The organism is Streptomyces sp. NPDC051822, assembly GCF_044452745.1.
GTDB lineage: Bacteria > Actinomycetota > Actinomycetes > Streptomycetales > Streptomycetaceae > Streptomyces.
In genome coordinates this window covers 321042-334353 of record NZ_JBITBZ010000002.1, presented here as the reverse complement: position 1 = coordinate 334353, position 13312 = coordinate 321042, and the positions used below count along the sequence as shown (strand labels likewise).

11 protein-coding genes are annotated in these 13312 nt (G+C 71.0%); 5 read left to right on the top strand and 6 right to left on the bottom strand.

What is annotated here, in order from left to right; genetic code table 11:
* Positions 1–17: 17 nt before the first annotated feature.
* The gene (locus ACIA8N_RS07340) at positions 18–2234 is read right to left on the bottom strand and encodes a transglycosylase domain-containing protein (protein WP_365781614.1); all 2217 of its coding nucleotides are present in this window, start codon (positions 2232–2234) and stop codon (positions 18–20) included.
* 270 nt (positions 2235–2504) lie between these two features.
* On the opposite strand from ACIA8N_RS07340, the gene ACIA8N_RS07335 reads away from it, so the two are divergent.
* Genes ACIA8N_RS07335 through ACIA8N_RS07325 form a run of 3 tightly spaced genes read left to right on the top strand, consistent with a single transcriptional unit; the run spans position 2505 to position 6078 of the window.
* On the top strand, positions 2505–3029 hold the full coding sequence (locus tag ACIA8N_RS07335; RefSeq protein WP_030222452.1) for a PadR family transcriptional regulator: 525 nt from the start codon (positions 2505–2507) through the stop codon (positions 3027–3029).
* On the top strand, positions 3026–3709 hold the full coding sequence (locus tag ACIA8N_RS07330; protein WP_365781611.1) for an ABC transporter ATP-binding protein: 684 nt from the start codon (positions 3026–3028) through the stop codon (positions 3707–3709). The genes ACIA8N_RS07335 and ACIA8N_RS07330 overlap by 4 nt, the downstream gene beginning before the upstream one ends.
* Positions 3706–6078, top strand: a complete 2373-nt coding sequence (locus tag ACIA8N_RS07325) for an FtsX-like permease family protein (RefSeq protein WP_365781609.1) — start codon at positions 3706–3708, stop codon at positions 6076–6078. The genes ACIA8N_RS07330 and ACIA8N_RS07325 overlap by 4 nt, the downstream gene beginning before the upstream one ends.
* Positions 6079–6176: 98 nt before the next feature.
* Here ACIA8N_RS07325 and ACIA8N_RS07320 read toward each other — a convergent pair whose 3' ends face one another.
* Entirely contained in the window at positions 6177–7175 is a 999-nt protein-coding gene (locus ACIA8N_RS07320) for a hydrogen peroxide-inducible genes activator (RefSeq protein ID WP_399415880.1), read from the bottom strand.
* Between the two features lie 133 nt (positions 7176–7308).
* On the opposite strand from ACIA8N_RS07320, the gene ACIA8N_RS07315 reads away from it, so the two are divergent.
* Both ACIA8N_RS07315 and ACIA8N_RS07310 read left to right on the top strand, forming a co-directional pair.
* Positions 7309–7863, top strand: a complete 555-nt coding sequence (locus ACIA8N_RS07315; RefSeq protein ID WP_030222463.1) for a peroxiredoxin — start codon at positions 7309–7311, stop codon at positions 7861–7863.
* A gap of 12 nt (positions 7864–7875) precedes the next feature.
* Positions 7876–8409: an alkyl hydroperoxide reductase gene (locus ACIA8N_RS07310; protein ID WP_365781607.1), complete on the top strand. Its 534-nt coding sequence runs from the start codon at positions 7876–7878 to the stop codon at positions 8407–8409.
* Positions 8410–8482: 73 nt separating this feature from the next.
* On the opposite strand, the gene ACIA8N_RS07305 is transcribed toward ACIA8N_RS07310, so the two are convergent.
* From ACIA8N_RS07305 to ACIA8N_RS07290, 4 genes are all read right to left on the bottom strand, one after another.
* The gene (locus ACIA8N_RS07305; RefSeq protein ID WP_365781605.1) at positions 8483–9166 is read right to left on the bottom strand and encodes a hypothetical protein; all 684 of its coding nucleotides are present in this window, start codon (positions 9164–9166) and stop codon (positions 8483–8485) included.
* Positions 9163–10635: an AI-2E family transporter gene (locus ACIA8N_RS07300; protein WP_365781603.1), complete on the bottom strand. Its 1473-nt coding sequence runs from the start codon at positions 10633–10635 to the stop codon at positions 9163–9165. Before ACIA8N_RS07300 ends, ACIA8N_RS07305 begins: the two co-directional genes overlap by 4 nt.
* Before the next feature lie 128 nt (positions 10636–10763).
* Positions 10764–11483 (bottom strand): transglycosylase SLT domain-containing protein, encoded by a 720-nt coding sequence (locus tag ACIA8N_RS07295; protein WP_365781601.1) that lies wholly within the window; start codon positions 11481–11483, stop codon positions 10764–10766.
* Between the two features lie 378 nt (positions 11484–11861).
* Entirely contained in the window at positions 11862–13187 is a 1326-nt protein-coding gene (locus tag ACIA8N_RS07290) for a PhoH family protein (RefSeq protein ID WP_365781599.1), read from the bottom strand.
* Positions 13188–13312 lie beyond the last annotated feature (125 nt).

Genomic DNA, 13312 nt, shown 5'->3' with positions numbered 1-13312 from the left:
GGCCTTCCGTCATGTCGCTAGCGCGACGGCCGTGTGCCGGCGTCGCCGCCGGCCTCCGGGTCGGGGTCGCCGATGTCCGGGGGCTCGATCGACGGCGGCGGAGACGGCTCCTCGGTCGTCGGCTCGTCCGTGGGCTCCGGCGGCGTGGTGGCCGGGTCCTCCGTCGGCTCCGGCGGCGTCGTGGTCGTGGTGGTCGGCGGAGGCGTCGTGGCCGGGGCCGTCGTCGTCGGCGCCTCGGTCGGCTCCTCGGGCGCCTCGGTCGTCCGGGTCGGATCGGGGTCCGGCTCGACCGGGGTCGAGCTGTCCGTCTCCAGGTCGAAGGAGGCGTCGGAGCCACCGCCGAGGGCGCTGGTCGTGTAGTCGCCCCAGATCTGGGCCGGCCTGCGGCCGCCGTTGGCGCGGCCCTCCTCGATGGTGTCGGTCAGGGTGACCTGGTTGCCCTTGGCGTCCTCGCCGAAGAGGGCGACGGCGGTGACGAGTTCGGGGGTGTAGCCGACGAACCAGGCGGAGCGGTTGTTCTCGGAGGTGCCGGTCTTGCCCGCGGCCTCGTAGTCACCGGCGGCACGGAAGCCGGAACCGCTCTGCACGACGCCCATCATGGCCTTGGTGACGGTGTCGGCGGCCTCGCGGCCGATGACCTGCTCGCCGATCCCCTTGGCGGGGGTGACGACGCGGTCCCTGTGCTCGGCGGCCTTCACGAGGGTCGGGGTGACCTTCTTGCCGTGGTTGTCGAGCGTGGCGTACACGCCGGCCATGTCCATGGTGGAGGCGCCCATGGTGCCGAGGGACATGGCGGGGCTCTCGCCGAAGTCCGGTCCGTCCTTCATGCCGAGGGCGAGGGCGGTCTTCTTGGTCTCGGCCTCACCGACGTCCACGATCATCTGGGCGTAGACGGAGTTGATGGAGCTGTTGGTGGCCCTCTGGACGGTGACGGGACCGTAGCTGTCGTCGTCCTCGTTCTCGGGCGCGAAGGGGATGTCGCTGCCCACGACCTTGCGCTGGCTGGTGCCGTCGTAGATGGTGCCGAGCCCTATCTTGCGCCCGTCCTGGGTGACGGAGCCGTTCTCGATCGCGGCGGCGAGGACGAGCGGCTTGAAGGTGGAGGCGGGCTGGTAGTCGCGGCGGGTCGCGTTCGACGTCCAGTGCTCGGTGGCGCCGATGCCGCCGTACATCGCGACGACCGCGCCGGTCTTCGGGTCGACGGAGGTGGCGCCGGCCTGGACGGTGGCGTCCTTCTTGTCGCCCTTGCGGTCGAGCTTGGCCTCCAGTTGCCGGTCGACGGCCTTGACGAGGTCCTTCTGCTTCTTCTCGTCGATGTTGAGGGTGATCGTCCAGCCGCCGGCCTTGATGTCCTCCTCGCTGACGCCCTGGCGCATCAGCTCCTGGTTGGCGGCCTCGACGATGTAGCCGGTCTGGCCCTCCATGCCGGGGGCGGGCTTGGGCTTCTGCGGGACGGGGAACTTCATGGCCGTCCGGTCGGCCGCGGGGAGCCAGCCCTCCTCGACCATGTTGTCGAGGACGTAGTTCCAGCGCTCCTCGACGAGCTTGCGGCCGGTGGGGCTCGCGGAGGTCCAGTCGTACTGGTTGGGCGCCTGGAGCAGCGAGGCGAGGTAGGCGCCCTGGGCGGTGGTGAGCTTGGTGGCGTCGACTCCGTAGTACGCGCGGGCGGCGGCCTGGATGCCGTAGGCGCTGCGCCCGTAGTAGCTGGTGTTCATGTAGCCGGCGAGGATGTCGCTCTTGTTCATCTGCTCATCGACCTTGATGGCGATGACCATTTCCTTGAGCTTGCGTGTCGCCGTCTGGTCCTGGCTCAGGTAGAAGTTCTTGACGTACTGCTGGGTGATGGTCGAACCACCCTGCTTGCCCTTGCCGGTGACGGTGGACCAGACGGCGCGGGTGGTGCCCTTGATGTCGACGCCGTTGTCCTTGTAGAAGCTCTTGTTCTCGGCGGCGACGAAGGCCTTCTGGACCTCCGCGGGGATCTTCTCCAGGCCGACGATCTCGCGGTTTATCTTGCCGGTCCTGGCGAGGACCTTCCCGTCGGCGTACTTGTAGATGTTGCTCTGCATGGTCGCCTCGGCGTTGGCCGTCGGCACCGGGACCATGAGGTAGACGACGTACAGGGCGCCCATGGCGAGCAGGCAGACCACGAAGAACGTGCCCAGGAGCTTCTTCCAGGAGAAGAAGCGGCGCAGGCCGCGTTTCTTCGCCTTGCTCTTGTCCGGTCGGCCCATGAGTCGTGTCGCTCCGCTCGTCGTGTGTCCCGGCGCGTCGGTCCTTCTCCCGTCCCGCGCGGGTCGGCTCAGCTAGCCAGCTAACACCGCCGATGTGGACATAGGACAACCGATCACGCCTTTTCCGGACGTGAGAATCAGCACCCATGTCCAGAGGAACCGACGTCTCAGCGGACCGGATGGTTGCGTGAAGGAGTCGTTCCACTTCTCGCGGGGCGACACGGCATCGGCTATACACCGCGCGTATACACACCATGTACAGTGACGCGCATGTCCATCGGTCACACCCTTCTGGGACTCCTGGAGTCCGGCCCGCGCCACGGCTACGACCTCAAGCGCGCCTTCGACGAGAAGTTCGGCCACGACCGGCCGCTGCACTACGGCCAGGTCTACTCGACCATGTCCCGGCTCCTGAAGAACGGCCTCGTCGTCGTCGACGGGATCGAGGCGGGCGGCGGCCCCGAGCGGAAGCGGTACGCCATCACCGAGGCGGGCATCACCGATGTCGCCCAGTGGCTCGCCACCCCCGAGAAGCCCGAGCCGTACCTCCAGTCCACGCTCTACACCAAGGTCGTCCTGGCCCTCCTGACCGGGCGCGGCGCCGCGGAGCTCGTCGACACCCAGCGCGCCGAACACCTGCGCCTGATGCGCGAGCTCACCCGCCGCAAGAAGGACGGCGACCTCGCCGACCAGCTGATCTGCGACCACGCACTCTTCCATCTGGAGGCGGACCTGCGCTGGCTGGAACTGACCGCCGCCCGGCTCGACCGGCTCGCCGAGGAGATCCGCCGATGACCTCCGCCCCGCTCCTCGGCGCCACCGGCCTCGACAAGGCCTACGGCCCGACCCCGGCCCTCGCCGGCGCCTCCTTCTCGCTCCGGGCGGGCGAGGTCGTCGCCGTCATGGGCCCCTCCGGCTCCGGCAAGTCGACCCTGCTGCACTGCCTGGCCGGAATCGTGCGCCCTGACGCCGGAACCATCACCTACGACGGGCGCGAACTCACCGCGCTCTCCGACTCCGCGCGCAGCGCCCTGCGCCGTACCGACTTCGGCTTCGTGTTCCAGTTCGGCCAGCTCGTCCCCGAGCTGACCTGCGTGGAGAACGTCGCCCTGCCGCTCCGCCTCAACGGCGAGAAGCGGAAGGCCGCCGAGGCCAGGGCCGTCGAGTGGATGGCCCGCCTGGAGGTCGAGGACATCGCGGCCAAGCGCCCCGGCGAGATATCCGGCGGCCAGGGGCAGCGCGTCGCCGTCGCCCGCGCGCTCGTCACCGCCCCCCGGGTGATCTTCGCCGACGAGCCGACCGGCGCCCTCGACTCCCTCAACGGCGAGCGGGTCATGCGGCTGCTCACCGACGCCTCCCGGGACACCGGCGCCGCCGTCGTCCTCGTCACCCACGAGGCCCGGGTCGCCGCCTACTCCGACCGCGAGATCGTCGTACGCGACGGAGCCGTACGGGACACGGAGTGGGCGGCATGACCCTCCGCACCTGGGCCCGCGACCTGGCGCTCGGCGCCCGCTTCGCGGTCACCGGCGGCCGGTCCGGCCTGCTCCGCACCCTGCTGACCACGACCGGCGTCGGCTTCGGCGTGGCCCTGCTCCTGGTCGCCTCCTCCCTGCCGAACATGCTCTTCCAGCGGGAGGTACGTGAGTCGGTCCGCGCCGTCGACGGCAGCGAGCAGGTCACCTCCCCACGGCCCGACTCCTTCCTCCACCTCGGCCGGACCACCGTCTACCGCGACGACGTCATCAGCGGACTGCTGCTGCGCCCCGAGGGCGATGCGCCCCCGGTCCCGCCCGGCGCGGCCTCCTTCCCCGCCGTCGGCGAGATGCTGGTCTCCCCCGCGCTCCGCGAACTGCTCGCCTCCCCCGAGGGCGCCCTGCTCAGGGAACGGCTCCCCTACCAGGTGGCCGGGACGATCGGGCCGGCCGGACTCATCGGCCCGGCCGAGCTGCGCTACGTCGCCCACGTCGACTTCCTCGACACCGGGAACCTCGACGGGCGCGGCACGCGGTACGGCTGGTCCGTCCCCGAGGAACCGCTGAACGCGTTCCTGATCCTCCTCGTCGTCGTCGCCTGCGTCGTCCTGCTCCTGCCCGTGCTCGTCTTCGTCGCGACCGCCGTCCGCTTCGGCGGCGAACAGCGCGACCGGCGGCTCGCGGCGCTCCGCCTCGTCGGCGCCGACATCGCCATGACCCGGCGGGTCGCGGCCGGCGAGTCGCTCGCGGGCGCGCTGCTCGGCCTCCTGACGGGTCTCGGACTCTTCGCGGTCGCCCGGCAGTTCGCGGGGGCGTTCACCATCTGGGACGTCAACGCCTACCCCTCCGACGTCGTGCCGATGCCCGTGCTCGCCGCGCTCGCCCTCGTCGCCGTGCCGGTCGCCTCGGTCGTCGTCACCCTCGTCGCGCTGCGCGGGGTCGCCATCGAACCGCTCGGCGTCGTCCGGACGTCGACGCCGCGCCGCCGCCGGCTGTGGTGGCGCCTGCTGCTCCTCGCGGCCGGCGTGGCCCTACTCGTCCCGCAGATGGGCGAAGTCCAGGCGACCGGGACGAGCATCGACACCGTGGGCGTCGCGGCCGGCACCACGCTCGTCCTGATCGGCCTCACCACCCTCCTGCCGTGGGTCGTCGAAGCCTGTGTGAAGCGACTGAACAGGGGCCCCGTGGCCTGGCAGCTGGCCGTCCGCAGGCTCCAGCTGAGCAGCGGCACCGCGGCCCGCGCGGTCAGCGGCATCGTCGTCGCGGCGACCGGGGCCATCGCCCTGCAGATGCTCTTCCAGGCCATGGAGAACGGCTTCACGCAGGCCACCGGCCAGGACGTGTCCCGGGCCCAGATCGCGATCGGCGCCGACGCCGGGACCGCCGCCGAGGCCCGCTCGATGATCGACCGCCTCGCGCGGACCGAGGGGGTCAGCGCGGTGATCGGCACCGTCGAGTCGCACGTGTGGCGGCCAGGCCCCCTCAAGGAGGGCGAGGAGTTCGCCCCGATGGCCTCGATCAGGGTCGGCGACTGCGCCTCCCTCCGGGAGTTCGCCACGCTGCCCTCCTGCGTGGACGGCGACGTCTTCGTCTTCCTGGCGCACGGCGCGCAGGGCAATCCGGACGACGGCTGGGTCACCAGGACCGCGCGGCCCGGCGCGACGGTCGCCCTGCGCGACCCGTATCCGCACCCGGACGAGCCGCGCCGCCCCGAGGGCGGCCCGCTGCCGCAGTGGCGCATCCCCGCCACCGCCCGGGTCGTGGACTCCCGCCCCGACCCGACGGGCATGTACCAGTACGGCGTCCTCGCCACCCCCTCGGCGATCGACGCGGCCCGGCTCGACGAGCCCGACGCGCAGGCAATGGTCCGGCTCGACCCGTCCGTGCCCGACGCCGCCGACCACGTACGCAACACGGCGGAGGCCATCGACCCGACGTCCTGGGTGCGCACCCTGAAGGAGACCGAACGGGACGCGGCGTTCTCCAGCGTCCGCACCGGCATCCTCGTCGGCTCCACCCTGACGATGCTCCTGGTGGCCGCCTCGCTCCTGGTGACGACCCTGGAGCAGCTCAGGGAGCGCAAGCGACTGCTGTCCTCGCTCGTCGCGCTCGGCACCCGGCGCTCCACGCTGAGCTGGTCGGTGCTCTGGCAGACGGCGGTGCCGATCGTCCTCGGCCTCGCCCTCGCCGTGGCGGGCGGACTCGGCCTCGGCGTGGTTCTGCTGAACCTGGGAGGGCAGCCGGTCGCGGACTGGTGGACGTTCCTGCCCGTCGTCGGGATCGGCCTCGCGCTGATCGCGGCGGTGACCCTGCTGAGCATGCCCGCCCTGTGGCGGCTGATGCGGGCGGACGGGCTGCGCACGGAATAACCCCTCGGACTGAGGTACGAGGGAGTGGGTGCCGGTTCCCGATGCCGAGGGGTCTCGGGAACCGGCGCCCGGCGGCGTACGCGCTGCCGGGCCGGGTCTCAGGAGACGGCGCCGAGCACCCGTACCGGAAGACCCCGCATCGCGCCCCTCAGCTCCTCGGCCAGCTCCTCGAACTCGGCGTGCCGGGCCGCGCCCGTCCGCATCGCGAGGGCGATCCGCCGGGAGGGCGCCGGTTCGGCGAAGAGCCCGGTCCACAGGGCGGTGTTGCGGGCGGTCTCGACCGTGACGGCGGTCCGCGGCAGCAGCGTCACCCCGAGACCGCCGGCCACCAGCTGGACCAGGGTGGCGAGCCCGGCGGCCGTGGTGGTGACCTCCGCACCGCCCGTACGCCCGGCCTCCCGGCAGATGTCGAGGGCCTGGTCGCGCAGGCAGTGCCCCTCGTCGAGCAGCAGCAGCCGCAGCTCCTTGAGGGCCTCGCGAGGGATGTCGTCCCGCCCGGCCAGCGGATGGCCCTCCGGGGTGACCAGGACGAAGTCCTCGTCGAAGAGCGGGAGTTCGGTGACGCCGGGCACGCCGAGCGGCACGGCGAGCAGCAGCAGGTCGAGCCGCCCGGCCGCGAGGCCCTCCAGGAGCGAGGAGGTCTGCTCCTCGTGGACCTGTAGGTCGAGGTCCGGGTAACGACGGTGGACCAGACGCAGGACCGTCGGCAGCAGATAGGGCGCGACGGTCGGGATCACGCCGAGCCGCAGGACCCCGGTGAAGGGCGCCTGGGCCGCCGCCGCCTCCTCCATCAGCTCCGAGACCGCGTCGAGGACCGCGCGGGTGCGCACCGCGAGCCGCTCCCCGGCGGGCGAGAGCAGCACCTTCCGCGTCGTACGCTCGAGGAGCTGGACACCGAGTGCCTCTTCGAGTGCCGAAACCGCGCCCGAGAGCGCGGGCTGGCTCATGCCGATGGCCGCCGCCGCGTCGCGGAAGTGCAGATGCTCGGCGACCGCCGCGAAGGCCCTGAGCTGCGAGAGGCTCGGCTGTTTGCCCCGCAGCGGGCCGGGCGGGGAGGCGTACGGGGAGCTGTACGGAGCGCTGTACGGGGATGCCACTGATAACCACCTTCGATCAACACGAACCACTCTAGCTATTTCACTGATCAATGCACTCCGTGCCATGCTGTGATCTCGTCCAACCCCCACGGAAGACCCCAAAAGGGACCCTTCCTGCCTGCAAGGAGAGCGCGTGCTCACTGTCGGTGACAAGTTCCCCACCTACGACCTGACCGCCTGCGTGTCGCTGGAGAGCGGCAAGGAGTTCGAGCAGATCGATCACAAGTCCTACGAGGGCAAGTGGCGTGTGGTGTTCTTCTGGCCGAAGGACTTCACCTTCGTCTGCCCCACCGAGATCGCCGCGTTCGGCAAGCTGAACGACGAGTTCGCCGACCGCGACGCCCAGATCCTCGGCGTCTCCGGCGACTCCGAGTTCGTGCACCACGCCTGGCGCAAGGACCACGCCGACCTGCGTGACCTGCCCTTCCCGATGCTCGCCGACTCGAAGCACGAGCTCATGAGCGACTGCGGCGTCCGCGGCGAGGACGGCTTCGCCCAGCGCGCCGTCTTCATCGTGGACCCGAACAACGAGATCCAGTTCACCATGGTGACCGCCGGCTCCGTCGGCCGTAACCCCAAGGAGGTCCTGCGGGTGCTCGACGCCCTGCAGACCGACGAGCTGTGCCCGTGCAACTGGAACAAGGGCGAGGGCACCCTCGACGCCGCCGCCCTCCTCTCGGGCGAGTAAGAGGTATCTGAGATGGCTCTCGACGAACTGAAGTCCGCCATACCGGACTTCGCCAAGGACCTGAAGCTGAACCTCGGTTCGGTCATCGGCAACAGCGACCTTCCGCAGCAGCAGCTGTGGGGCACGGTCCTCGCCTGCGCGATCGCCTCGCGCTCGCCCAGGGTCCTCAAGGAGCTGGAGCCCGAGGCCCAGGCCAACCTGAAGCCCGAGGCGTACCAGGCGGCCAAGTCCGCCGCCGCGATCATGGCGATGAACAACGTCTTCTACCGGACCCGGCACCTGCTGTCGGACCCCGAGTACGGGACGATGCGCGCCGGTCTGCGGATGAACGTCATCGGCAACCCGGGCGTCGAGAAGGTCGACTTCGAGCTGTGGTCGCTGGCCGTCTCCGCGATCAACGGCTGCGGCCAGTGCCTGGACTCGCACGAGCAGGTCCTGCGCCAGGCCGGTGTCGACCGCGCCACGATCCAGGAGGCCGTGAAGATCGCCGCGGTGATCCAGGCGGTCGGCGTCACCCTCGACGCGGAAGCGGTCCTCGCCGAGTAGGGCGTGACCGCAGTCGTACGAGAAGGGCCCCGGGGCAGCGCGCCCCGGGGCCCTTCCGCCGTTCCCCGGCGGGTCACTTCTTGAGCGCCGCCATGAGGGCCAGCATGTCCTGGGTCATGGGGACCTCGATGCCGGAGAGGTCGAGCGGCTCGGTGTTCCCGGTCTCGTCGCCGTCCGCGTCGACGCTGTAGTCCCGGGAGACCGCCAGCGTGATCTCGGCCTGGCCGTCGAGAACCATGAGCTCTCCGGCCTCGCCCTCGCGGTCGCTGAAGAAGGCCTTCTCGCCGAGACCGTCGATCGGCGTGAGGAGGTCGGCGGACTTCGCCTGTGCGTCGAACTCGGGCCCCGGATCCGTCACCTTGTGCAGGGTGTACGAGAGCCAGCCGCTGTAGCCCGATTCGGGCGGACCGAACCGTATCGGGCAGGCCACCCGCAGCACCGCCGGGTCGTCCGTCAGGGGCCCTTCGCCGTCCGCGCTCCGCTCCCCCAGGACCGCGCTGAGCGCCGGCAGCTCCGCCACCTGGCAGAGGCCGCTCACGCTCTTGTACCCACCGAGGTCAGGGCCGGCTTCCTCGCCCCGCTCGTACGCGTAGAGCCCGCCGCCCCACACCGCCGACGCCAGCACCGCGCCGCCCAGCCCCCACAGCCAGGGGCGCCGGGCCCCGGGCGGACGGGGCGGACGGGGTGCCTTCTCCTCCGTCACCACCTCGGGCGCGTCGAACTCGACGCCGCCCACCAGCTCGGGTTCCGAGATCACCTGCCGTCCCCCTTGGGGGAGGACGAGCCGGGTGCCGGGGTCGGGGCCACTTCGAAGGCGGTCGCCCCGCGCGGCTCCGGCGTGCTGCGGAGCGCCTGTTCCGTGCTGTACGCGCGCAGGTAACCGACCACCGTGTTGGAGACGGCGACCAGCGGGACCGCGACGACGGCGCCGCCGATGCCGGCGGTCAGACCGCCGGCCGCGACCGCGAGGACGACAGCGAGCGGGTGGACCCGTACCGCGCGTCCGAGGATGAAGGGCTGGAGCACATGGCCCTCGATCTGCTGCACGGCGAGGACGACGACGAGCACCATGAGGGCGGTGAAGAGGCCGTTGGTGACGAGGGCGACGACGACCGCGAGGGCGCCCGAGATCACCGCGCCGACCAGCGGGATGAAGGCGAACAGGAAGATGAAGACGGCGAGCGGCACGGCCATCGGCACGTCGAGGAAGTAGAGGCCGAGGCCGATGAAGACGGCGTCGATGAGGGCGACCAGCACCGTGCCCCGCACATAGGCGGTGAGGGTGCGCCAGGCGCGCGGGCCGGCGCCGGCGACACCCGGCCGGGCCTGGGCGGGGACCAGCTTGAGCGTCCACTCCCACACCTTCTTCCCGTCGTGGAGCAGGAAGAGCGTCGAGAACATGGCGAGCAGGATGCCGGTCAGGGCCTCGACCACGACGGTGACGCCCTGGAGCCCCACCTGGGTGATCTGTTCGGCGTTGGCGCCGATGGAGTCGCTGAGGTTCTTCGCGATGCCGTTGATCTGCTGCTCGGTCACATGGAAGGGGCTGTTCAGCAGCGCGCGCTTGAGCTCCTCGATGCCATCCCTGACCTGGTCGGACAGGTTGTCGACGTTGTCCATGACCTGCCAGACCACGAACCAGCCGACCAGCCCCATCACGACGAAGCCGGAGATGGCCGTGACGGCGGTGGCGAGCCCCCGGGGCAGGCCCTTCCTGCGCAGCATGGCCACGGTGGGCTGGAGCAGTGCGGTGACGAGCAGCGCGGCGACGAACGCGAGGACGACCAGCTGGACGGAGCTGATCACCTTCATCAGCACCCAGAGCGTGCCGGCGAAGACGAGCAGCCGCCAACTGGCCTCCGCCGCGACCCGCATGCCCCACGGGATGGCGGCGACCGGGTCGGGCCGGGCGGCGACGGCCGGCGCGTACGAGGGGGGCGCGGGGACGGAACGGCCCGGCTCGGCGGCCTCCGGGAGCGGAGGCGCCGTCTCCGGCGCGACGCCGGGGCGCGCGGACGCGTCCCCGACGGCTCCGCGCTCCGGGCTCTCCTGCGGGCGTTCGCCCGGACGTTCCGCCCGGTTGTCGCCCGGTCGTTCCGCCGGGTCGTCGTGCGGCGGGTCGAGCGGATCCTCGCGCTCCGCCTCGGCCCTGCGCGCGTCGAGGCGTTCACCCACGCGGCTGAGGCTCTCGCCCAGCCGGCCCAGCCACCCTGGCACTCTCGCCATCTCTTCCCTCATCCCCCGCTGACACGTCCCCGCTCGCTCCCCCGCGAGCCCATGGGCCTTCGAACCTACACGCAAGAAGCCCCTCACCGTAGGACGGTGAGGGGCTCCCGAAGGTTGAGCACGCCGGACTAGTACCAGCGGTTGGCCTGCCAGAACGTCCACGCCTCGCACGGGCTGCCGTAGCGCTCGTTCATGTAGCTGAGGCCCCACTTGATCTGCGTCGCGGGGTTGGTCTGCCAGTCCGCGCCGGCCGAGCTCATCTTGTAGCCCGGCAGGGCCTGCATGAGACCGTAGGCGCCCGAAGACGGGTTGACCGCGCGGTAGTTCCAGCTGGACTCGTGGTCCACGATGGTGCTGAAGCACTGGAACTGCGAGGCCGGGATCATCTGGCGGGCCATCGCCTTGACCTCGGCGATGGAGTACGAGCCCTGCGTGGAGAAGGACGAGGCGTCGCGGACCGCGGAACGGCTGGCGCGCTCTTCCTCCGCCGCCTTGCGCTCCTCCTCGGCCTTGGCCTTCGCCTCGGCCTCGGCCTTGTCGGCCGCCTCCTTCTTCGCCTCAGCGTCCTTGGCGGCGCGGAGGCGGGCCGATTCCTCGGCGGCCTTCCGCGCGACCGAGTCGGCGGCAGCGGCCTGGACGTCGGCCTGCTCCGAGAGGGACGAGACCTGTACCTGGGCCTGTTCGCCCGCGGGAATGTCCGCGAGCAGCGTGGTGTCGGCCGCGGTGGCCTCGAAGTTGTCGTCCGAGGACTGAACGGCGTTACCCGACGCAACGCCCACGACGGCGCCGACGGTGGTGACCGCAGTGGCCGAAGCCACCGCGAATCCCCGGACCGAGATCCGGCTCACACGGTTTCCTTCCAGCATCGCTCGCACAGGTGACCACGCGGGCGAAATCGTGCCCCTGGCGCTGGTCTCCGACATACAGGGTCACTGGAGACACGGGCCCGTGGTGCTGTGGGCGGCATACGACGGACGGCTGTTGAGTTGTGCGGGGGTTGTGCGCCCTGAGGGTGCACGGGTGCCGTATGCGGGGCCTGACGGAAGCAAGACTCTGCCGGACGGCCGCACCGCAAGGCAATTCTCTGTTGCGTGTGAAAGCTCACACCTCGGTGAGGGCACGTGTTTTGGCCGATCCTGCGGACAGCAGAGCGCCGCCCGGCTAAGCTCCTGGGCTTTGCCGGGCGGCGCCAACTTCCGTACGGGGACGGAAGGGTACGAATCGGGTCAGATCTGAACGTCCTCCAGCATCTCCGTCACCAGCGCGGCGATCGGGGAGCGCTCCGAGCGGGTGAGGGTCACGTGCGCGAAGAGCGGATGCCCCTTCAGTTTCTCGACCACGGCGACGACTCCGTCGTACCGGCCGACCCGGAGGTTGTCCCGCTGGGCGACGTCATGGGTCAGCACGACCCGCGAATTCGCCCCGATACGGGACAGAACGGTCAACAGGACGTTCCGCTCCAGGGACTGGGCCTCGTCCACGATGACGAACGCGTCGTGCAGCGAACGCCCGCGGATGTGCGTGAGCGGCAGGACCTCCAGCATCCCGCGGCCGAGCACCTCCTCGATGACCTCACGGCTCGCGACCGAGGACAGCGTGTCGAAGACCGCCTGGGCCCACGGGCTCATCTTCTCGGACTCGCTGCCCGGCAGGTACCCGAGCTCCTGGCCGCCGACCGCGTACAGCGGACGGAAGACCATCACCTTCTGGTGCTGACGGCGCTCCAGGACCGCCTCCAGGCCCGCGCAGAGCGCGAGCGCGGACTTGCCCGTGCCGGCCCGGCCGCCCATGGAGATGATGCCGACGTCCGGGTCGAGGAGCAGGTCCAGCGCGATCCGCTGCTCGGCGCTGCGGCCGCGGAGCCCGAAGGCCTCCCGGTCGCCGCGGACGAGCCGTACGTTGCCCTCGGCGGTGATCCTGCCGAGCGCCTTGCCCCGCTCGGACTGGAGCACCAGGCCCGTGTGGACCGGAAGCTCGGCGGCCTCCGGCACGTACAGCGACTCCTGGTCGTAGAGCAGGTCCACCTGCTCGCCGGAGAGGGCGAGCTCGGACATCCCGGTCCAGCCGTTGGCGTCCGTGATGGCCAGCTCGGCGCGGTACTCCTCGGCGAGGAGCCCGACCGAGGAGGCCTTGATGCGCAGCGGCAGGTCCTTGGAGACGACCGTGACGTCGTACCCCTCCGCCTGGAGGTTCCGCGCGACCGCGAGGATCCGTGAGTCGTTGTCCCCCAACCTGTAGCCGGCGGGCAGTACGCCGGGGTCGGAATGGTTGAGTTCGACACGCAGGCTGCCGCCCAGGTCCCCGATGGGGAGCGGGGCGTCCAGACGCCCGTACCGGACCCGGAAGTCGTCCAGGAGGCGCAGGGCCTGCCGGGCGAAGTAGCCGAGTTCGGGGTGGTGCCGCTTGGCCTCCAGCTCCGTCACCACGACGATCGGGAGCACTACCTCGTGCTCCTCGAACCGGGAGAAGGCGTTGGGGTCGGCCAGCAGGACGCTGGTGTCGAGAACATAGGTGCGCCGGTCTGAAATGCGGCGCTTCGTGCTGGTCACCACGGAAGGACAGACCCCCTCGGAAGACCCCTGTGAGGTCGGGGTGCGACGGAACCGGTGTCGCGGCGGAATGGGACCGGGCTCAGGCCGCGCTGCACGGGCCGAACCACGGCCCTCCGCTTCTCCCG

Excerpts from the sequence above, each read along its gene's own strand:
- ACIA8N_RS07340 (WP_365781614.1), bottom strand. The coding sequence starts at position 2,234 with ATGGGCCGACCGGACAAGAGCAAGGCGAAGAAACGCGGCCTGCGCCGC.
- ACIA8N_RS07335 (WP_030222452.1), top strand. The coding sequence starts at position 2,505 with ATGTCCATCGGTCACACCCTTCTGGGACTCCTGGAGTCCGGCCCGCGC.
- ACIA8N_RS07330 (WP_365781611.1), top strand. The coding sequence starts at position 3,026 with ATGACCTCCGCCCCGCTCCTCGGCGCCACCGGCCTCGACAAGGCCTAC.
- ACIA8N_RS07325 (WP_365781609.1), top strand. The coding sequence starts at position 3,706 with ATGACCCTCCGCACCTGGGCCCGCGACCTGGCGCTCGGCGCCCGCTTC.
- ACIA8N_RS07310 (WP_365781607.1), top strand. The coding sequence starts at position 7,876 with ATGGCTCTCGACGAACTGAAGTCCGCCATACCGGACTTCGCCAAGGAC.
- ACIA8N_RS07300 (WP_365781603.1), bottom strand. The coding sequence starts at position 10,635 with ATGGCGAGAGTGCCAGGGTGGCTGGGCCGGCTGGGCGAGAGCCTCAGC.